Here is a 25,717-nt window from a genome sequence, read left to right as displayed (position 1 = left end):
GTAACGTAAAAAACCATGCCCTCAGGGCGTGGTCAGAGTTTAACGGGTCTGCTGATTTAAAAAACAGGCTTCAGTTGTACCTATACCCAGCTAATGCCAGATTTTCGGTTGTCTTTGTGTCGGTCCAGTTCATGGAACACCTCCCCAAGATGCTGCCTCAGCTGGCCGTACAGCGTGCGACGCCGGCATTTTGGAATGAACCTAGAAAGAGCAGTTGACCGCTTAGCTTCACATGCAAAGGTCTGATTTTGCTCGTACTCTGGAGGCATTGGAGAGTCACCCGTCTGGTCAACGGCGCTACGGCCGCCAGGGCACGCCCCGCGCGGCGCCCAGCTGCGTTACAACTCGTTGGAATAGAACGACTATTCCGCCTCGTTGTGCCTTGCTGGACACCACGCGGGACGCACCCTGACGGCCGTTCAACTGCTCTTTCTAGGATGAAAACAATGTGATATTTGCACTCCCATTTGGAGTGACTAAGGCTCTCAATCTTGTCCATCGGGACTCTCCAACATCGTGTGCTTGGCGACTCACGATCGGAGTGTACCTGATGGACTCCTGTAAATGCAGCCATTTTAAGGTGACGAAATTCACCCGACTGCAAGCCCCTGATTTTTCGTCAAGGTACCTGCGGCGGATCGCGTGGTTCGGTGACTGCCAGATTCACCCGGAACCGTAAGCCTCTGATTTTAAATGTTGCTTTTATGCACCTTAAAAGGGCTGGCTATAAGTGCCTATACATCTTCGCCGATCTGAGTCGCGCCTTCGCCAAGACCCTGGCCGGGGAGAATGTTAAGGGGGATTGCGCCGCCCCTAGCAACCCCCGCCAAATTCCATCGCCAACGCCGACGCCCTACTCAGGCTGGTCGCCTAGGGACAAAAACGGGAAGCTTTAGCTAGTTAATAAGCCGACATACTTCAGATCGAAGAGCTTTAAGTAAGGAAAATTTATCTTCAAAATTTTTTGCTAAAAAATTTTCTAAAAATTGCTTTAAATGATACTTGCCTGCAACTTTTTTAGTCATACACGATGCGATTGTTAAAACCTCAGCTTCTTTTTCTGTAAGCGTCTTTAAGAAATTCTCTGCAAGAGTTTCCAAGTCACTTTCCAAATAAGTAAATATTAACAATGCACGATACAGGTCGCTTTGAGGCTGTAATTCAATCAACCTTTCCGCCGCCCACAATTGCTTATCTCTTTTATTTGCAATCCTACTATCAAGAAGCATGTGTACAAGACAAAAAGATTCCTGAAAAACGTCTGGATAGCCTCCTCGCCTCAAAGATTCTTCATAAATTACAATCCGCTTTGAAGCTGAAATTCGCTTTACAGGATCAACAACTTCAATTGACTTTACTTTTGCAGCTAACCCCACAAATCCGCTAGTTACACTTCCATAAAGAGAATTACAATTTAACATAATAAAAATATCAGCAAGTGCCAGCTCGAGAACTGAAAAATCTTTGGCGCGCGACCCAAAAACTTCCGCAATAATCGCTTTAGACGTTACAACGCCTGGCGAACTGTTTAATATCATATCCACACTGTCATCTTGGCAAAAAGCAATCACTTTAACTCCATCACGAAACAACTCTTCAGTTAAAGCTATTATCAGTGCAAAAGGGTAGCCTTTATTACGAAAAAAAATAGTGTTTTTATAGGGGCCATATATCACATCCCCTCCCCGTATATGAATTCCAGAATAGCCAGTATCCACAATAGAAAAAAACTGTAATATTTTTGATCTTATATTTTCAATATTCGAAGAAAATTTGATGCTTTGAAACAACTCTGCAAAATTTAATTTGGCCAAAAAATCTTTAAAAGAATCAATATCGATTTTTTCATATATGATTGCAACAGATCCTCTATCCTTTGCTAGGATTTCCTCAAGAACCTCTTTCGACAAAGCCGTGCCACTAGGCAAAGGGCGAACAGAATCAAAATTCCTAAGATCGTCTTCTAAAAAATGAAATTCTTTTGCAAACTCGCTAGAGAATGTTGCATTAATCGATTCGATTGCATTAAATGCTTGGTAAACTCCAATTCTTCTCGGCCACATGAAGCCGAAGTCAATATCTCTATATCTAGACACAGCCAAGCCATCCAGAATAGCTTTAAACCTTTCACCAAATCCATCACGGCGCCCTGCAATCAAAATTATTTTTCTCAATTTAGAACTCCAAGTATTTTTAAAAAAGCACCGCCTAATCCGGCGAAGCCGGAACCAAACAGGGCTGATCGACTATCGTTGGGGGTAAGCAGGCAAGACCCGGAGCGCAACGATGAACCCCTTTGCCGAACAGCATCGAGACGAGATCGGCTGTGTGTTGTCCTATTTCGACCGCGTTGTGATCACCGGCACCTTTCCCGACATCTGTCATCCCAACGCCATGGCGGGTTATCTTGGGGCACGCAACATTCGCCTGTTCGACGATACCCAGTGGGCTGAGCCGCTGCGAGAAGAGATCCGCGTCAACGCCGAGCGACTGGCCGACGAGGCTGGACTCAAGATCGAGTTCATCCGCAAGCTCAAAGCATTCCGCAAGGAAGCGCGGGTCCAGGCCATCCTCGCCGAGCGCGGAGATCACCCCGGGCTGGTGCACATCTTCTCGGCCCATGGAAACCTGTTCCTCTTATCGCCCTTGGCACGACAAGGCGAGCGGAAAGACCTTCCTCAAACCGATCCCGGGCAAGTGTCTGCACGATTATTTCTACTTCATCGACGAGCAGTTCGGCCTGTGCTACCTGCGGGTGCCGACCTGGGCGCAGCGACGGTATTGAGCACAATTAGATCCATTGAAAATGACCTTCAGTCTACCAATCAGAAAGTGCTTGAGAAGATGGCAGGGGACCCTCCCAAGGTACTGATTGTAAAGGCCGTGGATGCAGAGCTTGATGAAATGTGGAGCTTTGTTGGAAAGAAATCTAATCAGCGTTGGCTGTGGCATGCAATCGATCATAAGACAGGAAGAATATTAGCCTACGTCTTTGGGAGAAGAAAAGACGAAGTCTTCGCCAAATTAAGAATGCTTCTGAAGCCATTCGGAATTAAAAAGTTTTATACGGATGATTGGGGTGCTTACGACCGAGGAATTCCAGAAAATGAGCATGTTGTTGGAAAAAGAAATACGCAGAAAATAGAAAGAAAGCATCTGACATTGAGAACAAGGATTAAAAGATTAGCCAGGAAAACGATTTGCTTTTCAAAAATTGACCAGATGCATGACATTGTCATCGGCCTGTTTATAAATAGATATGAATTTGGGCTCGCAATATAAAATAGGGGATATGCACAAATCTAGAACACTACCCATGCAAAGATGGCTTAATATAGGCTGCTTTATAAACACGCTTTTCTAAATTTTTCCATTTATAGAAAGTATAATTCACACTAGAATTATAAATTCTTGATAAATTCTCTGCTGTCCTATCAAAATACCCATCAACATTGAGTCTTAAACCTTCTACAAGAACCTTAATCATTTTATAGTGCCGTATCGGAAGAATGTATTCGTCATTTTGCAGTTTGCTTATGCCGAAACCACGTGCAAGTGAATGAAAACCTTGATTCAATTCAATGTCATGGCTATAGATAAAAACTGGAAATTTCCTCATACAGTCAAAAGTTCTATACACATGGTAACGAAGGTCATACCTATATGCAGTTTCCCAATAATCCCCGAACGCCCATTTAATAGACGAATGTCCTTTATATTCGTTTTCCTCGTCAACCTTTCCTTGAACATAAGCATGATAATTCATCGTATCGATGAAGTTCTGTGTTGTAACTTGAATCAATTCATTTTCTGGCATCAAATCTATCAAAAGGCCAGGAATATAGCCATACTTTGACAACGACGAGCTTTGCTTTAACAAGGAATCTAGAGGATTTTCCTGCAGATCAGCATTGACAGAGATTATTGATTTCGGAATATCCAGGTATTCATCAGAATCCACGCATAGACATAAACTCCCAGGAACTTGATATTTCCTCATTAAGCACTGAAGCCAGAAAGCTTTGAAATTCTTAAAGTTACCAATAACCGGCTTAAAAATATACACATCACTGCCGAGATTTAAATCTATGAGCGGCAAATCAGATTGATCATCAACAATAATAAATCTTTTCACACCTAAGGATCTATAATGGCTTAACCAACTATCCAAAAAAAAATTCATCGTTCTTTATAACAGAATAAAGCGTCGTTACTGCACTGCAATTAAGCTCCATCTGGCTAGATAAAATAACCGTCGCTTTAGCCGCTATTTCATCATAACAAGCAGATTGATAAATTTTTTGCTTTTCTTCATTTAATTTTTTTTCATAAAAAACTTTTGCCTTTTTATTTTTTGAAAGATTAAGAAAAGTATAGAATGCGTTTATTGAGGTAAAAAATTTAAGAACGTCATCGCTTTGAACATAGTTTTTATCTTTTGGATTCTCAGGCTGGCGTGTTTTGCCTAGTTCAATATATTTTTTCCTCGGGCTCCATTCATTTTTTTCCTGAAACTCACGCAAATAAAATGATTTGCTAAAAATATCGACATTACTGCGGCATATAAATGTTATGTAGTTTTCTTCATTAAGAATTTTCAAGATAAAAGAGATTTCATCAAACTGACGTGGAAATAATGCATTTTCATAGGCATGCTTTTTATAAAGCTCAGTGGTTACTGAAATTCTGCCCGAACTTCCATCACCCCAAACTCCAGAAAAATAATGAACAACAGTGGGGCCAAACTCGACGTAGATTTGTTTGGTCCTTGCAATTTCTTCAGCTGATAAATAATTGTCGCCATCTAAGCTTGAGTAGATTCCATCATCTCCGATAAAGCTCTTAAAAGAATTCTTCGCCCATGAGAAGTGCCAAAATGGAAGAGGCTCTAGACGGTTTACGGTGAGCACACCTGCATCAATCCAATCGACACAATTTTCACTAATCCAGTCAAACGACTCACTCGTTTTGTCGAATAAGTTTATAACGAGTTGGACTTTGGAGAAGTTGCTTACAATGGTCAGATTTTGGATTAGAGTTGCCTTGAGATCTCCAAGCCTATTCATCACTGGGATACAATAATAAATCTGTGGATCAATGGCGCTACCGCAGATCTCACGGGTAAATCGCGATAAAATTTTATTCTCCACAATTTTTCGATTAGCAAAGAAGAAATTTGGGCCTAAAAGTTGACTGCACTCTTTGTAAAGTAACTCGGCGTAGAGATATTCCGCGTTCTTAAATGCGTCATCAGACCTCCCAAAACCGCCCAAAAAGCCCCCTGATTTTTGGACAGCGCCCAAAGCCCAAAGCGACGCCGCATCAAAGCGGCGCGTCGCCGACCTCAATGCGCAGCCACTTTCCGCCGGGGATCCGCGCGCCCAGACCGGTGAGCTTGCGGCACAGCTGCTCCTGGGCGGCGCGGCGCGCCGGCTGCTGTAGCGGCTCCAGACGGACCACCACCCAACGGCCATCGCTGCGAATCCAGCCGTGGCAGTTGAGAATCGCATAGAGCAGATCGACCCGATCACTGTCTTTGGCATAGACCGGCTCGAGCCAATCGATGAGCTGGCAGCGGGCATTCCAGACCGAAGAGGTGACGACATCGAACAGATTCTTGCCTTCATTGTCGATCGCCTGAAAGGAGCGGTAATCGCTCAAGGTGCCCACATCGACGCGCTCGGGTAACTGATCGCGTTCGTCCTTCAGCCGCGCCAGCTCCGCCTCGGCGGCGGCGATCTCGGCGGCGATGCGCCGGTGTTTGCTGTTCGCGCGCAGGGTCCCGTCTTTCTTGATCCCAGGCTTGCACTTGGTTTGTTGCTTGTAGAGGCGGTTGAGCTGGGTCTTGAGAGCAAGGCGACGCGCATCAATGGCCTTGATCGCCGGATTGGCGATGTCCTGTTTCTCGCTCTCGCTGACCCCAAACCCCGGATGATAATGATAGGGATGCTGCTCCTGGAGGTGCTTGAAGGTATTCTCCGAGGCCCCCCAGCGACTGAGCATGGCCGTGGTGATCGCCACCGTGGTCAGTGCCAGGTCGCCATCCCAACAAACAACACTGGTGCGATGCCCGGTGCGCAGATTCCAGATCACCACCCGGCGCAGTTTGAAGCGATGCGCTGGCGCGGACTCCGCATCCGCCTCGGGAGGCACGGGTTTCGGGGGATAAAGACAGGCCTTCTCCTCCTCGAGCAGCCGGTACTCAGTCCCGTTCAACGTGAGCGTCTCGGTAAAGCGTTCCTCCTCCAATCCGCGCAAGCGCGCCGCATCGGCGTTCTTCTCCCAGGTCACAAAGGGCGTGTCGGTGGCGACCAGGGTGGAGAAGAACTCCAGCCCGTCGCCTTCGCGGTCAAACACCTGCAAAGGCATCACGCCCAATCCCTGCTCACGCGCATACTCGCCCAAGGCGAGAATGCGCCCGCGCAGATCGCCTTTGCCTTCCTGAATCTCAAAGCACACCACCCGCCCGCGCGCATCGCAAGTGACCAGATTGGTCTGCCCGGGCGTGGGCATGCGCCGCTGGGTATGGTAGCTGGCATGAACCTTGTGCATGCCGGTATAGGGCAGCAGATGCCCATCGGTGAACCACACATCCGTGCCGACCAAGCCGCGCTGGAGCTGGTCGTCGGAAAACGCCGCCACCAGCACGGCGGCGCGGCCATGCTTGGCGACCTCATGGAACCAGCCCCAAAGGGTTTCCAGGCACGCCAAGGTGCCAATCCCCAAGATCCGCCCGGCCTCGTCACGGCGCACGTGCTTGAGCTGCTCGATGGAGCGGATGTTACAGACACCCATGAGGGCGAAGACCATGAACAGCTTCCAGCCGTTGCCGAACAGGCGCATTACCCCGCTCAACCAGTGCCATTGGCTGATCAGGACCATGAGGATGGGGAAGATGCCGGCATAGCGGCTGTCTTCCCAGTCGTGCGCTTGCGCATAGGGCTGCTCGCTTGCCACCTCCGCGCTCGGCTCACCGGCCGGGGGCGTCGCCTCCGACAAGGCCAGGGCCGCGCTCAGGGTTTCTTCGATCGCCGGCTCGTCGAGTTCAAAGCGCGCCTCAGCGTCCCAGTCCAGCTCGGCCTGCCCCTCACCTTCAGCCTGCTCACGCTTGGCGCAGCGCTTCGAGCTCGCGGGCCTTGGAGCCAGGGCGGCGCTTGTTGACGTTAAGATGGCGATGCAGCTCCTCATCCTTGCTGGTGGCGGGACTGTAGCCGTGCAACAGTCCCTGCACGCCGAATTCCCGGTAGCTCTCGCGATAGTTATGCAGGGTCTGGCGGCTGAGCTGCAGGGCATCGGCCAAGCGGCTCTGATTGACGCCTTTTTGCATCAACTCCACAGCCAAGAGGCGACGCTCGGCTTTGTCGCGCAGGTTGACTTGTTTGATCGGGGTGCCGCGATGGTAGAGCGTGCCGAGCGCGCGTGGACCGCGTGGCAGATGCAGCGCATAGCCACCACCAAGCTCGAAACGCACCGCGCGATCCAACGCACCCGCCGGCTCGGCAAGCAACTCGATTTGGGTCACCAGGGAAGCTCCTTGATGAGGATAAAACCACTTCACCCGATCATGCCAATCTTTCTTTTATTTTTCCAGAATTATTTTTATATAAAACGAATAACTGTGTCAGTGTTTGTCCAAAAAACGACTTCTCGACGTCGGACGGAAATGTCCAAAAAACGTCGGGTAAGACGGAGATTCAAGCGCTTACGTGGGAGGAAAAATCTGGACCTGGGAGGTCTGGTCATATGCTTTTAATACGGTTGATCTCATATTAATTAATCCCGCAAAATAAGTTGTGATGTATTTTGCCAATGCAAATCACTAACGCACCTGCTCCTGTATAAAAATCATCAAGTCTTTTTTCTTATTGCTAAGGAAGCACTGATCAAATACCGTTTTGCATTCTTTAACACTAAGCACAATTAACCTAATTCTACTTTGTTACTTTATCTCCAGACCTCGGTGTTGATCGGCTGCAGCTTTTCGTCGACGCTCAATATCTCGGCGCCTTTGTTCATGGCGAAACTCCATCTGAGCAAGTCGTTTTTGTATCATCTCCGGGTCCTGGGTTAATAGGGCAATAATAAGCAGTCGAACATCGCGACAACTCACTAATGGATGAGTCTCTTGACGAACGATGCGTTCTTTGACCAAGAATGAGAGAGCAAGCATGACGAGCGCCATATGATGATGCCATGCATTCCACTTTCGGACTTGATAGTCAGACATACCCAGTTCGCTTTTAGCTTCTTGGAAAGCCCGTTCAACCCAGTAGCGCTGCGCTTGCATGTACGCCAAGCGCTCAATTGGTGCGTGATGAAGTGCGAAATTCGTGAGCGAATATTTGATCTTGTTGTCCGCAACATTGCGGGTAATGGCTAATGTCCTTGGTCTGGCTGTTTCGCTGATACCGTCCCATACCCAAACCTTGGTCGCAAATACCGAAAGCGTTATCGGGCCTTTGGTGCCATCGCGAACAGTAACCTGCTCCCACTGATCAGGCCGCAGTTGCTGCATGTAATGCTGCACTTCAAGCGATTCTAAATCAGCCTCTGGTTTCGTTGGAGGGCGCCCTTTATTTGAACGTTTCGGCGGGATCTCGATGTGCGGCTCGGAACGATAAATTTTTTGATCGCAGTGGATATCTAGGAAAAACTTCAACCCCATGTTTTCTATAGCGTTTCCGAATTCAAAGCCATGCCCATACAATCCGTCGCCGCCCACCCATCCAAACTCGAGGCCAGCATCGAAATCAGCTTGGATCATTTCTAAAGCTAGCTCAAGCTTCGTCTTATACTGGCGAGCGTTCTCGGGGATTCCGGCTTTTTCGCAACGCTCAGTGTCGGAAGTCCAGGACTTTGGCAGGAATAAACGTTCATTGATCAGCGTACTATGCGTTTTCCAAACCAGGCTGGCATAGACACCGATCTGGCAGTTCTCCACTTTTCCAACGACGCCGGCATATTGGCGACCCACACCAACAGAGTGCTTCCCACTTTTTATGTGCCCTGATTCGTCAATGATGTAACCAACATCATTGATCCGATAACCCGGTTGCTCAGCATACAGCGCGCACGTATCCTCGGCAATCGCCCTGATTAGCGCTTCCGACGACCATGGTGAGTCGGTAATAAACTGCTGAATGCGCTGGTAGCCGTCACCTGGAGTATCATGCTCTTCGATCATGCGTTCGAGATTCCGCTTTCCGGCTTCTGTCTTTAGCAGGCCAAGAATGTAGGCGTGGCCTAGGTCGCTGCTATCGTCGGTCTCAGTGAAAAAATGCGCTTGGTAGCGTTTCAGATGTTCCGACAGGTTATCGACTAGATTGACAAAGTCGTGTTCGTGCTGGTAACCGAAAGGCTGTGCCATTTGCTATTTCTCACATAAAAAATGCTGTCGTCCTGTGAGTATAACAAAAACAATGAGTTACAGAAACATAACAAAGTAGAACTAAAAGGCTTTCGGCGCGCATAAAAAAAGAGATCACTCAACACACCCCCCGCTGTCGCTGGATTGCTCATCATCACCGCCTATCACAAGTCACTATCGCTGACATAACCCAACTGTTCCAGCAGCGCTTGTGCTGGGGACGCTTTGAAGCGCATGATGTCCGCCTCACGCATCTCCTTGAGCCAGCGCCCGCGCCCATCAAAAATCGGCTGATTGATCTGCCAGTTGCGGTTGTTTTGGTGGTCTTGATGGCTTCGGGCTTGACGATCTCGTCGCTGTACCAGCGATGCTCGCTCTTGTGGTACTCAAGCATGGCCGGGTCATAATCCTCGCCAAGAAAGTCGCACAGCGAACGCAAGGTCGACTCGGATTGGCTGACTAAGTCTTCGTACTTGATGAGATTGACCTGCGGATGCTGCCAATAGGGCCGACCGGCGAGGTTATCGTAGATCCAGCGGTCGAGCCGGTCATCGAGATCGGCATAGCCTTGACGGAATTTGAGCGAGCAGACCACATCGCGCCCATCGCGCAGGAGCAGGATAACCCGCGCCTTGGGACGAAAGGCGAGAAAGCGGTGAATCTGAAAGATATGTGGCGGAGTCTTTTCCGCCCAGCGCACCTTGCCTTGGGTACGGCAATCGGCATCCCACTGGCGAAAGGTTGCTTGAATCTTGGCGTCGGTGCGCAAGAAGATGGCGCTTTCCTTAGGGATGGGGTGAATACGTGGGTGGTTGCCAAGGATGGCGAGCAGCAGCGAGGTACCGCTGTGACCGCAACCGACGATGAAGATGGGGTTGTCGATCTGCTCGGCGCTCGCGGGTTCAATGGCAAAGCGTTGCGCCTGGCGGTGTCGCTCCACCGTGGCGGGATCAAGCTTGAGCGCACGGCGGTAGTGGCGCACGGCGACATCCCATTTGCCGGTCTCGTCGAGCCGGTGGCCGAATCGCGTATCTTCCCAGTTGTCACCCTTTTTGAATGGCATGCGGGCCGTCGCTTCGGCGAGGTTCTGACAGATCCAGGCGTTGTTAGGGTCGAGCTTGAGGGCGCGCTGGAAGTATTCGGCGGCGAGTTTAAATTGGCCGAGGTTGTAGAGCGTTTCGCCGTTGCTGTTGAGGTAGTTCGCTTGTTTGAGGCGAGCGCCAGACGGTTGTGGAGTCGTGGTCTCAGCAGCGGCTAGAGGCGTCAGCTTGGATCTAGCACATGGGCGCGATGAGGCGGCCAGCGATCGACGCAAGTACTGGAGGTGGCGGGTATCTGCTGCGGAGTTGTCGAAGGCGATCGCGCGATCAAGCCCCGACAAGGCGCCTGAAATGAGGAGTGCGCTGAGGCGTTGGCGATCCACACCGCTGTCAAACGCGTCTAATAGTGCGGCCAGGGAGCGCGCGCTCTGGCCCTGTTGGCCGTACGCCACGGCGCGTGCGAGCGCTTGCTCGCCACGCTCTGGGCGTTGCGTCAATGAATCAAGCGCAGCGACGTGTTCACTCATGATCAGAGGTGTTCGTCCTGCAGCAGTGCAGCACAAAGGCCCTCTTCTCCGGCACCGGCATAAAAAATCACCGTTTCTTGCTCGTCGAGAAGCACAAATGGGTCTCGCAATTCGCACACTTTGGTTGCCGGCCCATGCTGCGAAGGGGCGATAGGGTAATCTGCGCCCTCGTAGTCTTTCTCTGGCTTCAGTACCTCCTGCGGCGATCCTACGTTCCATTTTTTCCAATCTGGGCGCAGATCGACCTTAGCGCGCAGAATTCGCTCTGGTTCATCACCAACCTGGGTGTAATAGATGTGCAGTTCGTCCTCGCGCACCAGAACAGCGGCATGGCGCATGCCTTGAAGGAAATCACCACGCAGCCTGAACGGCCCCATGGGTTCCTCGGCACGATACAGCTCACCCCAGCCAGCGTTATGGTTCTTGGCCAGGGCGTACCAGGCATCGCCATGGGACCAGACGCGGAAATAGAATTTCCCGAGCAGGGCCTCGGAGGCAGTAAAGTCGATGCCGTTGCGCGAGGTGGCCACGCCTGTCCATTGTCCAGGGCGGGCTTTGGCAACACCGTGGAAATACATGCGGATCTTCTGTGCTTGGTGATCCACATGCACATCGGGTGAAGCGATGTGATCCTGGAAGGCCGAGGCGTCTTTCAGCTGCAAGGTTCCAGGGTCATGGATGCACCAGGGGCCTTGGAGGTCATCGGCATAGGCCAGGCGGATGAACTGGCCCTGATGGTGAGCGAAGTAGAGATAGTACCTACCCAGCGGATTGGGGAGCCAGTCGGGCACGCGAATCACCGAGGGGCCATTGATGTTGTCGCCCAGGGTCGGCGATGAGGCTGCGGTAATCAGCGGATTGGTGGAAAACCGTGTCACGAGCATGATGTCAGCTCAAGTGACGGCGGTCGAACCGGCAGCCGATAAAAGCGACGCCCGTGGTAAGACTGTTTTGCTGCTCGCAGAGACTGGCGAGGGCAAAGTCGTGCCGAGACGCGTTTGCGCCTCGTACTTGCAGGCGAGTCGCAGCGGGCGAGATAGGTGCGGTTGGCTGCGATGGGTGAGCGCCGGTGCCGCTGGCGGCCAATGCCTGCTGTTGAACGGGTGGGCTGCCGCGATTCAGCGCAGCCAGGGCCTGTGCGGTTTCCAGCAAGCCTTTATGCCTGCGCGGGGTGCCCAGGTAGATGACCACCTGTTGCTCGGGGCGGATGTTGAGGCGCGCGCGGCGTTCAACGAGGCTGTGCGGGTGCCCGGTGGGGTTGGGCTGGAACAGGCGCAGGTCACGAGCGTGGCGAATGAGCGTGCCGCCGTGGCGCTGCTGAAAGGCGCCGTTCGCGACGCTGAGCGCCGCATCCTGGGCCTGACCGGGGCCGGCAAAGGCAGTGGCGAGGCTCATGCCGAGTTCCGTCCAGGGGCGCCCGAGCAGGTCTTGCATGCTGGGCAAGCCGTTGTAGCGTTGCAGCCAGTGTGCGAGGGCCTGTTCGCCGGGGTGGGCGGGCACGGGGGCTTCGGTGCTGCTCCAGTTGGGGCCTGTCTCGGGCAGCGGCTGGCCGTTGACGAAAGCGAGTTCGTCGTCATCAATGTCGACCAAGATCTTGGCGTCCCAGAGCAGCCGGTAGAGGAGCGCGATAACGATGTTCGGGAAGCGCGGCTTGGAGATGTGGACCAGGTCGAAGGGATGGGCGCTGACCAATCCAATGGCTCGAGACATGAATTGGCTGTCGTCCTCGACAAAAACACTGTAAACGGGGATCGGGGCTGGCTGGAACCGGTGATCGGGTGCTTGTTCCAGCGCGGACTGAGGGGCTGGCTTGGGGCCTGGCGCTTGCGCTGATGTTGCCTCAGGCGCTGGCTGAAACTGGTCGCGCAGCAGTGGCCAGAGCGTGCGGCCGCGGCGAGCGAAGTAGGTGCCGATGAGGGCGACGCTGTCGATGCTGGGGGGGTTGGCACCAGGACTGGCGGTGTCAGTGTTTGACTCAGCGGCCCTGCCCTGTTCGGCATGGCCGCCACGAAGGCCGGGTCCGTCCCCATTGTCCGCCGCCAAGGCTTGATAGAGGCTGGACAGCACGTGGGCGCGACCCAGGGGGTTCCCTGAGAGCGACCAGCAGGCGACGGCGACCCGAAGTGCGCCGCTGGCATGACGCTGGCGCCGGTAGCGCTTGCGGGCGAGCTGCTGGCTGATGGGGCCAGCGGGCTTGACCGGTGAATCAGGGGGCGCGCACTGGCTGAGGCCAAGGGCGTAGCGGCGGACGGCTTCCGCGTACTGGCCGCTGCGCAGGGCTTGGTTGCCTTGCTGGAGCGCGCTTGTGGGAACGCTTGGGCCTGCGCTCGGGGTTGTTGGCACACTAGCGCCCTGCCTAGGTTGATGGGCGGCATTCCCTGCTTGATGTTGGCATCAGCAAGTGGATGCACGAGAAAACGAGCTGTTTGGCTTGGCAGTAAGCCGAGCCGTGCTCGAAAGCGGTTGAGTATAACCGGTCTGGCGGAGTTTGTGGTGGTGGGCGCGCGCCTCTGGCCGCGCTTGGCCGGTGCGCGCGCGTGGGGATCCATCCCGCACAGGATCGGCAACCGGGAGACCTTAGGGAATAAAAGGGGTTCGGATCCCGGCCAGCTCGCTCCAGCGCCGCCCGGGGAGGTCAGCGAGCGTCGGCGGGCTGCCATGGGTTTGTAACCAGTCCGCCAGCGGCCGGGCGTGCGCGGCGCCGACAAAGGCGAGTTCGTCATCATCGCAGTCGAGCAGCAGGCAGGCGTCCCACAGCAATCGGTAGAGCAGCCGGAAGAGCAGGCTCGGCATGCGCGGCTTGCCGGGATGCACCAGGTCGGCGGGGTTTTCCGACAAGGACCAGCAGACCACGGCGACTTGCAAGGGCGCGCCGCTTGCCGCGGCTGGCCAGCGCGCTTGACGATAGCGGCGGCGGGCGCGCACCAGATTGGCGGCGAGCTGCGCGGCGATGGGGCCGTTTTGGTGGCTGGGTTCATCGACCAGGCCGAGGGCATGGTGGCGCAGGGCGTGGTTGCCTTGGGCGAGGGCGGTGGGGGGCTGGTTCTGAGTTTGGGCCTGGGTTTGAAGCGGGGCGGAGGGGTCATCTGAGGTGGGCATGAGCAGCGGTGGCCAGCGAGGAAGATGAAGGGTTTGGGGGTGGATTGGCTCATGGCTTAGTGTTCGTGTTCGAGCGCGCCGATTTCTTCCATAAGAAAAGGGATATTGGGTTGATGAAAGCTTAACCCTGGTGCTGGAATTCGATGGTGTTTGATATCGGGATGAACATGCTTGTGGTGAGGATGCGTGTCGGCGAGCGTGGGATCATGCGGATGTGGCTGTGAATCGTACCAATAAAGAAGCTGGCCTTGTTGCCAGACCTCATAGCCATACTCGCGAATCCTTCCCGGCAAATCATCGAACGTCAATCTTTCACGCACTGTTAGACGGACCTCATGATTGAATTCAAGTTCGCCTCTCAGGATCGCCACCGTTGCACCGCGACGAACCACAACCAGCGTCGAGCGCCGGATCGCTTCACACTGGGTTCCAAGGCCATAGATAAACGCCTCGTAATCAGTGAGCGACTGGAATGGATTCACGGCGAGCCGTCCGTTCCATAAGGTCGATATAGCTCGTGACTTGCGCTGTTTGGAGCATACGGCGCGTTTCATCACCAAACAATTTCAGCCGCTCCTGAAGAATTTGGTAAGCCGCGGCCCATTCGCTCCAATCCAGAACCCATGATGCGTCGGCCGGCTCTTCACCATTGCAGTACGCCTCGTAGAACATCTCGGTCGGAACACCAAATTTGCGCTCAAAAACCAGCAGGTCTTCTCGCATGGCGTGGATGTCACGCAATACATCATCTAACGTCATGGTTTCACCTTCTCATTGACTCCCCGGCATGAATGATACAGCAGCTCGGGCCGCTGGAGACTGGCGAGCGCCTGGGCAGTCTCCAGCAGGCCTTTGTGGCAGCGCGGGGTGCAGAGAAAAATCAGCGCGTCGAACGCGGGCGCCAGACTCATCGCCAGCTCGCTCCAGCGCCGCCCGGGGAGGTCAGCGAGCGTCGGCGGGCGGCCATGGGTTTGTAACCAGTCCGCCAGCGGCCGGGCGTGCGCGGCGCCGACAAAGGCGAGTTCGTCATTATCGCAGTCGAGCAGCAGGCGGGCGTCCCACAGCAAGGTGATTTCAGGAAACAAAGCTACCAGCCCCGAGGGGCTGAATCAGAATATCGTACTTAGGCAGATCAGGATTGCGATCCAGCCGAGCTTCGACGGCTCGCATGGCTTTTTTTGTCAGAGAGATTCCTTTTTCATAGACGGTGGTGCACAGATTCACAATCGGTTGGATGCCTTTCCAGGTCATGGTGCGCGCCCAGGCGAGCATGGTCTCGGTATCGACGAGTAGGGCGCCGTTCCAGTGCAGTTCGAGAATGCCCCAGCACCGCTCAATGGGATTGTATTTGCTGTGATAGGGTGGAAAGTAAAGCAAGTGGATGGGTTTGTTGATTTGATCAGCCCATGCCACGATGCGATGAAGAAACTGAGAGCGTACGCCACTGCTTTCAGGCCCGTTATCGATCTTGATCTGAATCAGCGTGGTGGCCTGCCGTTCGGCAAGAGGGAGCCGCTCCCACCACGCCTGCAAGGCATCGACAATGAAGTCGCTGGTTTTTGCTGAACTTCCGAAGTGGATGGTGAGTTGCCCGGTGTCTTCATCAAGGATGCCGCAAGGGGGATGCTTTCCGTTATCGCCCATGTCGTGATCACAGGCGCGCTGGTTGCCGCGCGTTAACCCACCGCGCGAGAACGGCCCAAGTTTCACGGTCGCCTTGCAGTCAACGCTGATGCGTTTGGCGCCCAGCACTTGGTTGGCGGCGTCTTTCTTCTTGATGTTGATGAAGATATCGTTGGTCTGCGGAATCTTTTTTTTTGGCTTGGCTTTGACAACGCGACGCAAACGATACCCCAGTCGATTGAGGATTCTAGCCAGCGTGCCGCGTGCGGGCAGAGCCTCCTGCGGATAACCGAGTTCACGCAGCCGCTGGCGCGCTTGTGCCGCCGTCAGCCGGGTAAAGGCCACGGTGCTGGTGAAGCTTGGCTCCTGCTGGGCGTGCTCCTCGGCGAGTCGACGCAAATCCGCTGCCGCTTCGGGATAGTTCTCTTCCCAGCGCTTCCTTCCAGTCGTCAAGGGCTTGGCACTCAGACACACGACTCCAGTGCGCGCCTCGCCGAGACCCGTTTCCACCATCTCGCGCCCCCAGCCAAACAGCGACTCGGCTTTTCGCGCGCTGCCTGCGCAGTATTTCAGGGTCATCTCAGCGACAAAGGCACGACGCTCGCAACCGTGCATTTTCGAGGCCGCGAATCGGATGTCCGCAACATGTTCGCAGGTGGGCAACGAGTTTGATGGTAGCGCCATTTCTTAAAAACTCTCCAACAATCAGAAAGGCTTCCATTATTACCCATGTTCTGAGTCAGAAAAAGCCTTCAAGAGGCTAAATTATGGTAGCTTTATTAGTTGAAATCACCCAACCGGTAGAGCAGCCCGAAGAGCAGGCTCGGGATGCGCGGCTTGCCGGGATGCGCCAGGTCGGCGGGATTTTCCGACAGCGACCAGCAGACCACGGCGACTTGCAAGGGCGCGCCGCTGGGCGCGGCTTGCCAGCGCGCTTGACGATAGCGGCGGCGGGCGCGCACCAGGTTGGCCGCGAGCTGCGCGGCGATGGGGCCGTTTTGGTGGCTGGGTTCATCGACCAGACCGAGGGCGTAGTGGCGGATGGCTTGGGCCGTGGCGCAGGGCGTGGTTGCCTTGGGCGAGGGCGGTGGGAGGCTGGGCGTTTGGCATGGGGTGGCGGTCATGCGCTGAGTCTTATTCTTGACACTCAATGGTTAAACAATGCAGATCAATCACCGCGTTTGCGCGAAGCAAGGAATCCAAACCCAATATCCCATTCATCCTGAACCCGTAGTCTAATGCGCCGAATTCGATGTCGATTGAAGTAATTTCGTGCCCAGCAACCATGATTGCGTCGATTGTTCGAGAAAAGACATACTCCACACCGCCTACCCCGCGTATCCGGCAAAGATGATCAGTGACCTCTGGCTGAATACCCAAGGGAGCGACCGCATCGATGGCAAGCAGGGTGGTGGCGGAACCGGTATCGACCAAAAGTTCCGCGATATCCAACCGGACACCTTGATGCACAACAGTGACAGATGTGAACAGCAAGGAATCCCGATAAACAAGCGTCATCTGCCAGCGCGAATCCCGACCCAGGGCCGTTCTTCGACGCGCAGATGCGGGCGGCTGGTATGCGCAAAGATCCAATCGCGCGCCGGATCAAGCTGATGAAGTCGACGATAAGTAGAAAACGCACCGGCACCGTCCGAACATTGTTCCACGACGGCGATGTCATCGGCAACAAAAATGTTGTCCTCTTTGTGGGATTGGATGGCCTCTACCACGAGCCAGGTGTCAGGGTAAGCGGCTTGGATTTCATTCCATTTCATGGCGACTTTGTTCTCAACGACATGACATCGTGGCGATCTTTTGCGCGTTCGGAGGGGCTGATTCCAGCGCCGCCCGGGGAGGTCAGCGAGCGTCGGCAGACTGCCATGGGTTTGTAACCAGTCCGCCAGCGGCCGGGCGTGCGCGGCGCCGACGAAGGCGAGTTCGTCATCATCGATGTCGAGCAGCAGGCGGGCGTCCCACAGCAACTGGTAGAGCAGCCCGAAGAGCAGGCTCGGCATGCGCGGCTTGACGGGATGCGCCAGGTCGGCGGGGTTTTCCGACAGCGACCAGCAGACCACGACGACCTGCAAGGGCGCGCCGCTTGCCGCGGCTGGCCAGCGCGCTTGACGATAGCGGCGGCGGGCGCGCACCAGGTTGGCCGCGAGCTGCGCGGCGATGGGGCCGTTGTGGTGGCTGGGTTCATCGACCAGACCGAGGGCATGGTGGCGGATGGCTTGGGCCGGGTCGCCGTCGCGCAGGGCGTGGTTGCCTTGGGTGAGGGCGGTGGGGGGCTGGGCCTGAATCTAGAGCCGGGTCTGGCGCTGGGCCTGAATCTGGAGCTGGGCGGAGGGGTCATCAGGGGTGGGCATGAGCGGCGGTGGCGGCGGAGATGGGCCGGCGGTGGCTCAGCCTTAGGAGTCCTTGGGGACGTCCTTGCGGGTGGTTGCAGCGTGATGATGCTCAAAGCATAGTCACAAACACGGCGGAGTGCAAGACAACGGTGCCGAGGTTTCTTAAAGAGAGCGTGGCGGTGGGCAGGCCGATGTCGCCGAGGCCGATCATGGCGATGCGGTTGAACATACTGGCTTCCATTGCGCTAATTATCAGTGTATCGCCGAGCTCAGCCAGAAACTGGCGCGGGTTGGCGACCAGGGCTTGTTCGAGCTGGCGCTCGCGGCGGGAGGTGCACGGCTGTTTTCGTGCGGGCCAGCCGATTTCATCGAGCCGGCAATCATTATCAACAGATGATATACTTAGGGCATGGGCGCGGATGCTGGAATTGACACTCTTCTTGACCTCCACGGGCAGATTATTGACCAAGAGCATGGCTATTGGCTCAAGATCGAGGCGTGGCGAGTCGAGCCTTCGCGCGAGATTCCCCATGGCATTCGCTACTCACTGACACTTCACGAGCCATCTGGGAAACGCATACTTGGTTATGACAACGCGCACGCGGTTAAGCCACCGCGAACATTCAAATATGCTGGTCGCATTCTGACCTTTGATCACAAGCACCGCCACCGTGCAGACAAAGGGGTGCCGTACGAGTTTCAGGATGCACACCAACTGCTCAGTGATTTTTTCGCCGAGGTGGACCGCGTATTGCTAGAGGTTCAAGATCGATGAACACCATTGTCATTGGAATCATGCCGCAAGAACAGATCCGCGCCCGAATGCTGGCGATTGCCCGGGGGGAGTACCAGCCGAAGCCCGATGACCCCAAGGTCTGGTTCACATCCATGAAGTCGCTCGCCGAGGTGCTCAGTGACGACAATCGCGCCTTACTCAAGGTCATCAGCGAAACCCACCCGGATTCGATCACGGCGCTAGCGGCCGCCACCGGACGCAAGCCCAGCAATCTTTCGCGCACGCTCAAGACCATGGCACATTACGGCCTTGTTGAGATGCAACGCGACAAGCGCCAGGTGCGCCCGATTGCCAAAGCTACCCAGTTCCAAATTCTGGCCACTTAAGCGGATTGTCGACTGACAATAACAGGTGTTCGGACCCCGTTTTGCCGGGTAGAGCAGCCCGAAGAGCAGGCTGGGCATGCGCGGCTGGGGCTGGGATTGGCTTGGGGCTGGGTGGGGCGCTGCTCAGCCAGATGCTGGTAGAGACAGGCCAGGGTATGGGCGCGACCGGCGGGTTTTCCGACAAGGACCAGCAGACCACGGCGACCTGCAAGGGCGCGCCGCTTGCCGCGGCTGGCCAGCGCGCTTGACGATAGCGGCGGCGGGCGCGCACCAGATTGGCCGCGAGCTGCGCGGCGATGGGGCCGTTTTGGTGGCTGGGTTCATCGACCAGGCCGAGGGCATAGTGGCGGATGGCTTGGGCCGGGTCGCCGTCGCGCAGGGCGTGGTTGCCTTGGGTGAGGGCGGTGGGGCGAACCGATCCATCACGGCGGCCGGCAGCAGAGGCGCGGGCGCTGGGCGCTGATGATGGTGCCGGGCTGGGCATGGGTTAGCGGGCATCGTGGCGATCTGTCGCTCGTTCGGTCACGACCTGATGCCGCAGCGCCTTGACCGCCGCTTCAGTTAAGTCGGCGGCGCTTGCAATTTGCTCATCGGTCAGGAGGTTCATGGCCAGGAGATTGCGGGCTACGGCTTCGAGACCTTCCTTGCGACCTTCGCGCTTGGCTTCATTGAGAAAGGAGACTTCATCGTGGAGTGCCCGCTCGCGGACAAAAGCCTGGTGGCGAGCCTTTTCATCGGCACTGAGGGCGCGCAGGCGGTTCATGGCTTGGATCACGGGTGGGTGAGTGATGGCGGTCATGGTCAGTTCTTCCTGCCAGTGCTTGAAAAAGGTAATCCAGGTGCGCAGTGGGCCTGGGGGGAGGCCGAGACGGTCGGCCTTGTTCAGTTCGACCAGATTCAACTGCAAGCTGTTGCCCAGTGTGACCTGGGGCTGGATTTCATCGCGCATCTCAAAGCGCCAGATGGCTTGCTCGCATTGGGCCTGGGTGGCGTTGAACAGGTCGAAGTCGAGCAGGTGCAGGCCGATGGAGGCGCGCAGTGCTTGATCGTCCTCGCCGGCCTGAAGCTGGCCACCCAGGGTGCGCGCCAGGTAGAACAGGCCACGTTGGTCCCAGGCGCCATGGCGGCGGACTTGCACCTCGACATTGTAGCAGTGGCCCTCGGCATCGCGGGCCAGCACATCGAGGATGATGTATTTGCCAGTGAGATCGCTGGGCTCGATGTTGGGATTGTGGATCTAGACCGAGGTGATGTCGGGTAGATCGGGGCGCAGGTCGTTGCTCAGCGCAACCAGCAGCTCTGGGGTCTCGGCGAAGAGCCGCTTGAAGACATAGTCGTTGGTGGGGCTGAGGAGTGCTTGCATGGCGGGTTGACCGGCTGGGGTTAAAGTGCCGGTCGTGGCGCTTGAGCATTTCGTCGAAGCGCTTGTCGACTTGCTCGAAGCGCTTGTCCATGTCGGCTTTCATGTGATCGAAGCGCTTGTCGAGCAGCAGGCGGGCGTCACGCAGCCACTGGGAGAGCAGACTGATTGGAGGGGCCATGCCCTTATTGTTTCTAATTGTTTTCTCGATCACCAGGAAGCAGTGTAACCGGAACCAACAGCTGCTGCTGATCCGCGAAGGTTTTGATGCCCTGATCGAAGGTTGCAAAACCGGCATTGCCTGACAGCGCAAGATGGAGCGCGTCGGCAAAATCCATCCCAGCCTCATACCAATTGATTGCTTGAGCAAACAAGGGCGCCTGTTCAACCTCCACTGTCGGCAAGCCAGCGATGTGTCTCAGCCGCTCGGCAACGCACGCCGGCTCGAGCGCGTAGCCGCGTTTTGATCCCATCACCCAAGCGGTCTCCAAGATCACGGTGGGCAACAACAGACATTAGCGCACACGCAGGAACTGCGTCGCCCATTGCGTTTGCTCCACATCATCCTTCATCAGGTAACGCAGAACGATATTCGTATCCAAGGCGATCCTTGGAGCGATCATTGCCGCTGTCCGGCCTCCCAGTCGATGGCATCGCGCATTTGTTGGAGCGTCAAAGGCGGGCCTTGATAAACGGATCGCTTGGTCGGCAACTCAAATTCGGTGACCGGGAAAGCAACCGTCTGAAAATCGCGATGGCGAGCGGGACGCCTGCTGTGGCGGCTCGTCGACACGGAGGACAGGGTTTGAATCATGATACGGATATGAGCGCCAATGGGGATCTCGTCAGGAAGATGGAGGATCCGATCCGATTGCACATCGGTTTCAAAGATGATTTTGTTCATGATATTAGGTGAACTCCGAATGGCGACGGAAAATCAAGGTGCGGCGGCGATGATCGGAGATCCAGGACTCCCAACCGTCGTTTTCAGACAAAAGATGAATTTGCGGCATGAATGCGCCTGACAAACTGCAACAGCGCGCCGGGCTCGCCGCGCGGGAAGCGGCCGACGATGAGAGACAGCCGCTCGGGCCGCTGGAGGCTGGCGAGCGCCTGGGGGGTCTCCAGCAGGCCTTTGTGGCGGCGCGGGGTGCCGAAAAGATCAGCGTGTCGAACGCGGGCGCCCAGTGCGCCCTTGCTCCTGCATTTGTGCCTTTAAAGACGCTAGTTCGGCCAAAGCAGCCTCCTTCTCGGCACGTTCCTGGTCGGCCTTTGCGCGTTCTTGTTCTTTTGCCACACGCTCTTGTTCAAGCGCCAACCGTGCCTGCTCTTCGGCCGCGCGTGCCTGCTCCTCGGCCGTGCGTGCCTGCTGTTCGGCCGCGCGTGCCTGCTCCTCGGCCGCGCGTGACTGCTCGGCGAATTGACGCGCCTGCTCTTCGGCCGCGTGTGCCTGCTCTTCGGCCGCGCGTGCCTGCTCTTCGGCCGTGCGTGCCTGCTCGGCGAATTGACGCGCCTGCTCTTCGGCCGCGCGTGCCTGCTCTTCGGCCGCGCGTGCCTGCTCGGCGAATTGACGCGCCTGCTCGGCCTCGGCGCGGCGTTCATCGAGCTCTTGTTGGATACTCATCTGCTGGCGCAGATAGTTCTGCCGCGCTTGGTAGGCGTGGTAGGCGCGGTCTTTCTCGGAGAAGCGTTCTAGGGTGCGCATGGCTTGCCTCATCTCGGGGGTCTGCATCCAGGGCGGAAGGGCGTCAGTGTCGAGGGTGACGCCTTCCTTGAAAAATTTCAGCCAACGTTCTTGCTCGGTGTTGACCCACTCGGCATGGAATTTGTTCAGCTCCAGCAGCCAAATGCCACCGTGATTGAGCAGACTGCGACCTTGGGGGTCGCGCAGGCGGAAGTCGTGCAGGTAGACATCAGGATCCGGGAGCAGGTCTTCGGCAAGCAGCCAGATGGCGTAGGTGGGCTTGAGCGTGCTGTAAGGCTCGCCGTCGCTGAGCTGAGAGCTATAGAGATCGGCCCAGCCATAGCTGATGCGGGCCGGCAGGTCGCGGTAGCTTAAGAGCTGAATCTCGATCTGATAGAGCCCGCCGTGGTCGTCCCTGGCCTTGACGTCGACAATACTGAGCTTGTCGTCGAGAAATTCGCGCTCGTTGTAGGGATTGAGGATCTCGACACCACTGATCGGGGCGGGTAGCTCGGCGCCGAGCATGGCGTTGAGAAAGTGCAGCAGCAGGGCACGGTTGATCTCGGTGCCGAGCAGGGCCTTGAAGACGCAGTCGATCCGGGGGTCGATGGGGTGGCGCATGATGAGGATTCTAGCCGATTGCGCAGGGGGGTGGCTTCGCCGGGGAGGTGTCAGTGCAGTTCGCTGTTATCCGCGGTGAAGCGGGCGCGGGCTTGTTCGTCATCATCGCTGTCAAGCAGCAGGCGGGCGTCCCACAGCCACTGGTAGAGCAGGCTCGGCGAGCTGCGCGGCGATGGGGCCGTTTTGGTGGCTGGGTTCATCGACCAGACCGCGGGCATGGTGGCGGATGGCTTGGGCCGGGTCGCCGTCGCGCAGGGCGTGGTTGCCTTGGGTGAGGGCGGTGGGGGGCCGGTTCTGGGTTTGGGCCTGGGTCTGGAGCTGGGCGGAGGGGTCATCAGGGGTCGGCATGAGCCGCGGTGGCGGCGGAGATGGGCCGGCGGTTGCTCAGCCTTAGGAGTCCTTGGGGGTGTCCTTACGGGTGGTTGCAGCGTGATGATGCTCGAAAGCATAGTTACAAACACGGCGGAGTGCAAGGCAATGGCGCCGGGGTTGGTGCACCGGGTCGCTTGTGTCAACGTGGTCTGTCCCGGTTTTCCTCGGTTTTCCTCTACTCAGTGCGCCCTTGCTCCTGCATTTGTGCCTTTAAAGACGCTAGTTCGGCCAAAGCAGCCTCCTTCTCGGCACGTTCCTGGTCGGCCTTTGCGCGTTCTTGTTCTTTTGCCACACGCTCTTGTTCAAGCGCCAACCGTGCCTGCTCTTCGGCGGTGCGTGACTGCTCGGCGAATTGACGCGCCTGCTCTTCGGCCGCGCGTGCCTGCTCTTCGGCCGCGCGTGCCTGCTCGGCGAATTGACGCGCCTGCTCGGCCTCGGCGCGGCGTTCATCGAGCTCTTGTTGGATACTCATCTGCTGGCGCAGATAGTTCTGCCGCGCTTGGTAGGCGTGGTAGGCGCGGTCTTTCTCGGAGAAGCGTTCTAGGGTGCGCATGGCTTGCCTCATCTCGGGGGTCTGCATCCAGGGCGGAAGGGCGTCAGTGTCGAGGGTGACGCCTTCCTTGAAAAATTTCAGCCAACGTTCTTGCTCGGTGTTGACCCACTCGGCATGGAATTTGTTCAGCTCCAGCAGCCAAATGCCACCGTGATTGAGCAGACCGCGACCTTGGGGGTCGCGCAGGCGGAAGTCGTGCAGGTAGACATCAGGATCCGGGAGCAGGTCTTCGGCAAGCAGCCAGATGGCGTAGGTGGGCTTGAGCGTGCTGTAAGGCTCGCCGTCGCTGAGCTGAGAGCTATAGAGATCGGCCCAGCCATAGCTGATGCGGGCCGGCAGGTCGCGGTAGCTTAAGAGCTGAATCTCGATCTGATAGAGCCCGCCGTGGTCGTCCCTGGCCTTGACGTCGACAATACTGAGCTTGTCGTCGAGAAATTCGCGCTCGTTGTAGGGATTGAGGATCTCGACACCACTGATCGGGGCGGGTAGCTCGGCGCCGAGCATGGCGTTGAGAAAGTGCAGCAGCAGGGCGCGGTTGGTCTCGGTGCCGAGCAGGGCCTTGAAGACGCAGTCGATCCGGGGGTCGATGGGGTGGCGCATGATGAGGATTCTAGCCGATTGCGCAGGCGCGGGCTTGCTCGTCATCGTCGCAGTCGAGCAGCAGGCGGGCGTCCCACAGCAACTGGTAGAGCAGGCTCGGCGATGGGGCCGTTTTGGTGGCTGGGTTCATCGACCAGGCCGAGGGCATGGTGGCGGATGGCTTGGGCCGGGTCGCCGTGGCGCAGGGCGTGGTTGCCTTGGGTGAGGGCGGTGGGGGGCCGGTTCTGGGTCTGGAGCTGGGCGGAGGGGTCATCAGGGGTCGGCATGAGCTGCGGTGGCGGCGGAGATGGGCCGGCGGTTGCTCAGCCTTAGGAGTCCTTGGGGGTGTCCTTACGGGTGGTTGCAGCGTGATGATGCTCGAAAGCATAGTTACAAACACGGCGAAGTGCAAGGCAATGGCGCCGGGGTTGGTGCACCGGGTCGCTTGTGTCAACGTGGTCTGTCCCGGTTTTCCTCGGTTTTCCTCTACTCAGTGCGCCCTTGCTCCTGCATTTGTGCCTTTAAAGACGCTAGTTCGGCCAAAGCAGCCTCCTTCTCGGCACGTTCCTGGTCGGCCTTTGCGCGTTCTTGTTCTTTTGCCACACGCTCTTGTTCAAGCGCCAACCGTGCCTGCTCCTCGGCCGCGCGTGACTGCTCGGCGAATTGACGCGCCTGCTCGGCCTCGGCGCGGCGTTCATCGAGCTCTTGTTGGATACTCATCTGCTGGCGCAGATAGTTCTGCCGCGCTTGGTAGGCGTGGTAGGCGCGGTCTTTCTCGGAGAAGCGTTCTAGGGTGCGCATGGCTTGCCTCATCTCGGGGGTCTGCATCCAGGGCGGAAGGGCGTCAGTGTCGAGGGTGACGCCTTCCTTGAAAAATTTCAGCCAACGTTCTTGCTCGGTGTTGACCCACTCGGCATGGAATTTGTTCAGCTCCAGCAGCCAAATGCCACCGTGATTGAGCAGACTGCGACCTTGGGGGTCGCGCAGGCGGAAGTCGTGCAGGTAGGCATCAGGATCCGGGAGCAGGTCTTCGGCAAGCAGCCAGATGGCGTAGGTGGGCTTGAGCGTGCTGTAAGGCTCGCCGTCGCTGAGCTGAGAGCTATAGAGATCGGCCCAGCCATAGCTGATGCGGGCCGGCAGGTCGCGGTAGCTTAAGAGCTGAATCTCGATCTGATAGAGCCCGCCGTGGTCGTCCCTGGCCTTGACGTCGACAATACTGAGCTTGTCGTCGAGAAATTCGCGCTCGTTGTAGGGATTGAGGATCTCGACACCACTGATCGGGGCGGGTAGCTCGGCGCCGAGCATGGCGTTGAGAAAGTGCAGCAGCAGGGCACGGTTGGTCTCGGTGCCGAGCAGGGCCTTGAAGACGCAGTCGATCCGGGGGTCGATGGGGTGGCGCATGATGAGGATTCTAGCCGATTG

General features: G+C 56.4%; 29 protein-coding genes and 3 pseudogenes. 4 read left to right on the top strand and 28 right to left on the bottom strand.

The window, feature by feature from the left end; genetic code table 11:
- Positions 1-104 precede the first annotated feature (104 nt).
- Together Thiowin_RS00565 and Thiowin_RS00560 are read right to left on the bottom strand one after the other, a co-directional pair.
- Positions 105-197 (bottom strand): annotated as a pseudogene (locus tag Thiowin_RS00565) (IS200/IS605 family transposase); the annotation flags it as partial.
- Positions 198-896: 699 nt separating this feature from the next.
- Positions 897-2,174, bottom strand: coding sequence for a hypothetical protein (locus tag Thiowin_RS00560; protein ID WP_328985815.1), 1,278 nt, complete (start codon positions 2,172-2,174; stop codon positions 897-899).
- Between the two features lie 112 nt (positions 2,175-2,286).
- Here Thiowin_RS00560 and Thiowin_RS00555 point away from each other — a divergent pair, with 112 nt between their 5' ends.
- Positions 2,287-3,282, top strand: coding sequence for an IS1 family transposase (locus tag Thiowin_RS00555; protein WP_328985814.1), 996 nt, complete (start codon positions 2,287-2,289; stop codon positions 3,280-3,282).
- A gap of 28 nt (positions 3,283-3,310) precedes the next feature.
- Here Thiowin_RS00555 and Thiowin_RS00550 read toward each other — a convergent pair whose 3' ends face one another.
- From Thiowin_RS00550 to Thiowin_RS00475, 16 genes are all read right to left on the bottom strand, one after another.
- Positions 3,311-4,135 carry a hypothetical protein gene (locus tag Thiowin_RS00550; RefSeq protein ID WP_328985813.1) on the bottom strand — a complete coding sequence of 275 codons (825 nt, stop codon included), beginning with the start codon at positions 4,133-4,135 and terminating at the stop codon, positions 3,311-3,313.
- 28 nt (positions 4,136-4,163) lie between these two features.
- Positions 4,164-5,348, bottom strand: a complete 1,185-nt coding sequence (locus tag Thiowin_RS00545) for a hypothetical protein (protein WP_328985812.1) — start codon at positions 5,346-5,348, stop codon at positions 4,164-4,166.
- Complete coding sequence (locus Thiowin_RS00540; RefSeq protein ID WP_328985811.1) at positions 5,323-7,188, bottom strand: putative transposase; 1,866 nt, start codon at positions 7,186-7,188, stop codon at positions 5,323-5,325. The genes Thiowin_RS00545 and Thiowin_RS00540 overlap by 26 nt, the downstream gene beginning before the upstream one ends.
- Entirely contained in the window at positions 7,103-7,522 is a 420-nt protein-coding gene (locus Thiowin_RS00535; protein WP_328985810.1) for a helix-turn-helix domain-containing protein, read from the bottom strand. Before Thiowin_RS00535 ends, Thiowin_RS00540 begins: the two co-directional genes overlap by 86 nt.
- Positions 7,523-7,939: 417 nt before the next feature.
- On the bottom strand, positions 7,940-9,367 hold the full coding sequence (locus Thiowin_RS00530) for an IS701 family transposase (RefSeq protein ID WP_328985809.1): 1,428 nt from the start codon (positions 9,365-9,367) through the stop codon (positions 7,940-7,942).
- A gap of 154 nt (positions 9,368-9,521) precedes the next feature.
- Positions 9,522-10,934: a tetratricopeptide repeat-containing sulfotransferase family protein gene (locus tag Thiowin_RS00525; protein WP_328985808.1), complete on the bottom strand. Its 1,413-nt coding sequence runs from the start codon at positions 10,932-10,934 to the stop codon at positions 9,522-9,524.
- Between the two features lie 2 nt (positions 10,935-10,936).
- Positions 10,937-11,818, bottom strand: coding sequence for a glycoside hydrolase family protein (locus tag Thiowin_RS00520; protein WP_328985807.1), 882 nt, complete (start codon positions 11,816-11,818; stop codon positions 10,937-10,939).
- Between the two features lie 4 nt (positions 11,819-11,822).
- Positions 11,823-13,277: a hypothetical protein gene (locus Thiowin_RS00515; RefSeq protein WP_328985806.1), complete on the bottom strand. Its 1,455-nt coding sequence runs from the start codon at positions 13,275-13,277 to the stop codon at positions 11,823-11,825.
- Between the two features lie 234 nt (positions 13,278-13,511).
- The gene (locus tag Thiowin_RS00510) at positions 13,512-14,033 is read right to left on the bottom strand and encodes a hypothetical protein (protein ID WP_328985805.1); all 522 of its coding nucleotides are present in this window, start codon (positions 14,031-14,033) and stop codon (positions 13,512-13,514) included.
- A 56-nt stretch (positions 14,034-14,089) separates the two neighbouring features.
- A complete protein-coding gene (locus Thiowin_RS00505; protein WP_328985804.1) occupies positions 14,090-14,515 on the bottom strand; it encodes a toxin-antitoxin system TumE family protein in 426 nt (141 codons plus the stop codon).
- Positions 14,490-14,792 carry a hypothetical protein gene (locus Thiowin_RS00500; RefSeq protein WP_328985803.1) on the bottom strand — a complete coding sequence of 101 codons (303 nt, stop codon included), beginning with the start codon at positions 14,790-14,792 and terminating at the stop codon, positions 14,490-14,492. The genes Thiowin_RS00505 and Thiowin_RS00500 overlap by 26 nt, the downstream gene beginning before the upstream one ends.
- Entirely contained in the window at positions 14,789-15,118 is a 330-nt protein-coding gene (locus tag Thiowin_RS00495) for a hypothetical protein (RefSeq protein WP_328985802.1), read from the bottom strand. Before Thiowin_RS00495 ends, Thiowin_RS00500 begins: the two co-directional genes overlap by 4 nt.
- Positions 15,108-16,271: an ISAzo13 family transposase gene (locus Thiowin_RS00490; RefSeq protein WP_328983444.1), complete on the bottom strand. Its 1,164-nt coding sequence runs from the start codon at positions 16,269-16,271 to the stop codon at positions 15,108-15,110. Before Thiowin_RS00490 ends, Thiowin_RS00495 begins: the two co-directional genes overlap by 11 nt.
- Before the next feature lie 164 nt (positions 16,272-16,435).
- On the bottom strand, positions 16,436-16,780 hold the full coding sequence (locus tag Thiowin_RS00485) for a hypothetical protein (RefSeq protein ID WP_328985801.1): 345 nt from the start codon (positions 16,778-16,780) through the stop codon (positions 16,436-16,438).
- A gap of 10 nt (positions 16,781-16,790) precedes the next feature.
- Complete coding sequence (locus Thiowin_RS00480) at positions 16,791-17,174, bottom strand: retropepsin-like aspartic protease (RefSeq protein ID WP_328985800.1); 384 nt, start codon at positions 17,172-17,174, stop codon at positions 16,791-16,793.
- Complete coding sequence (locus Thiowin_RS00475; RefSeq protein WP_328985799.1) at positions 17,171-17,803, bottom strand: hypothetical protein; 633 nt, start codon at positions 17,801-17,803, stop codon at positions 17,171-17,173. Before Thiowin_RS00475 ends, Thiowin_RS00480 begins: the two co-directional genes overlap by 4 nt.
- Here Thiowin_RS00475 and Thiowin_RS00470 point away from each other — a divergent pair.
- Positions 17,777-18,124 carry a hypothetical protein gene (locus Thiowin_RS00470; protein WP_328985798.1) on the top strand — a complete coding sequence of 116 codons (348 nt, stop codon included), beginning with the start codon at positions 17,777-17,779 and terminating at the stop codon, positions 18,122-18,124. The two genes, Thiowin_RS00475 and Thiowin_RS00470, sit on opposite strands and share 27 nt — an antisense overlap.
- Here the strand turns inward: Thiowin_RS00470 and Thiowin_RS00465 are convergent.
- Positions 18,114-18,479: a hypothetical protein gene (locus Thiowin_RS00465; protein ID WP_328985797.1), complete on the bottom strand. Its 366-nt coding sequence runs from the start codon at positions 18,477-18,479 to the stop codon at positions 18,114-18,116. The two genes, Thiowin_RS00470 and Thiowin_RS00465, sit on opposite strands and share 11 nt — an antisense overlap.
- On the opposite strand from Thiowin_RS00465, the gene Thiowin_RS25120 reads away from it, so the two are divergent.
- Positions 18,414-18,779, top strand: coding sequence for a toxin-antitoxin system TumE family protein (locus Thiowin_RS25120; RefSeq protein WP_408034141.1), 366 nt, complete (start codon positions 18,414-18,416; stop codon positions 18,777-18,779). The two genes, Thiowin_RS00465 and Thiowin_RS25120, sit on opposite strands and share 66 nt — an antisense overlap.
- Entirely contained in the window at positions 18,776-19,126 is a 351-nt protein-coding gene (locus Thiowin_RS00460) for an HVO_A0114 family putative DNA-binding protein (RefSeq protein WP_328985796.1), read from the top strand. The genes Thiowin_RS25120 and Thiowin_RS00460 overlap by 4 nt, the downstream gene beginning before the upstream one ends.
- Here the strand turns inward: Thiowin_RS00460 and Thiowin_RS00455 are convergent.
- From Thiowin_RS00455 to Thiowin_RS00415, 9 genes and pseudogenes are all read right to left on the bottom strand, one after another.
- Positions 19,098-19,610, bottom strand: coding sequence for a hypothetical protein (locus Thiowin_RS00455; protein WP_328985795.1), 513 nt, complete (start codon positions 19,608-19,610; stop codon positions 19,098-19,100). The genes Thiowin_RS00460 and Thiowin_RS00455 overlap by 29 nt on opposite strands.
- Before the next feature lie 3 nt (positions 19,611-19,613).
- Positions 19,614-20,489: pseudogene (locus Thiowin_RS00450) on the bottom strand (Rpn family recombination-promoting nuclease/putative transposase).
- 191 nt (positions 20,490-20,680) lie between these two features.
- Complete coding sequence (locus Thiowin_RS00445; protein ID WP_328985794.1) at positions 20,681-20,959, bottom strand: PIN domain-containing protein; 279 nt, start codon at positions 20,957-20,959, stop codon at positions 20,681-20,683.
- Between the two features lie 146 nt (positions 20,960-21,105).
- On the bottom strand, positions 21,106-21,390 hold the full coding sequence (locus Thiowin_RS00440) for a hypothetical protein (protein ID WP_328985793.1): 285 nt from the start codon (positions 21,388-21,390) through the stop codon (positions 21,106-21,108).
- Positions 21,391-21,932: 542 nt separating this feature from the next.
- A pseudogene (locus Thiowin_RS00435) lies at positions 21,933-22,791 on the bottom strand (Rpn family recombination-promoting nuclease/putative transposase); the annotation flags it as partial.
- A gap of 50 nt (positions 22,792-22,841) precedes the next feature.
- Positions 22,842-23,126, bottom strand: coding sequence for a hypothetical protein (locus tag Thiowin_RS00430; RefSeq protein ID WP_328985791.1), 285 nt, complete (start codon positions 23,124-23,126; stop codon positions 22,842-22,844).
- A gap of 212 nt (positions 23,127-23,338) precedes the next feature.
- Entirely contained in the window at positions 23,339-24,316 is a 978-nt protein-coding gene (locus Thiowin_RS00425) for an Rpn family recombination-promoting nuclease/putative transposase (RefSeq protein ID WP_328985790.1), read from the bottom strand.
- Positions 24,317-24,326: 10 nt separating this feature from the next.
- On the bottom strand, positions 24,327-24,569 hold the full coding sequence (locus Thiowin_RS00420) for a hypothetical protein (protein ID WP_328985789.1): 243 nt from the start codon (positions 24,567-24,569) through the stop codon (positions 24,327-24,329).
- A 212-nt stretch (positions 24,570-24,781) separates the two neighbouring features.
- A complete protein-coding gene (locus tag Thiowin_RS00415) occupies positions 24,782-25,696 on the bottom strand; it encodes an Rpn family recombination-promoting nuclease/putative transposase (RefSeq protein WP_328985788.1) in 915 nt (304 codons plus the stop codon).
- Between the last annotated feature and the right edge of the window lie 21 nt (positions 25,697-25,717).

It is taken from the genome of Thiorhodovibrio winogradskyi (assembly GCF_036208045.1).
Taxonomy (GTDB): Bacteria; Pseudomonadota; Gammaproteobacteria; order Chromatiales; family Chromatiaceae; genus Thiorhodovibrio; species Thiorhodovibrio winogradskyi.
The sequence above is the reverse complement of the archived record's forward strand: the minus strand, read 5'-3'. Positions and strand labels throughout refer to the sequence as shown.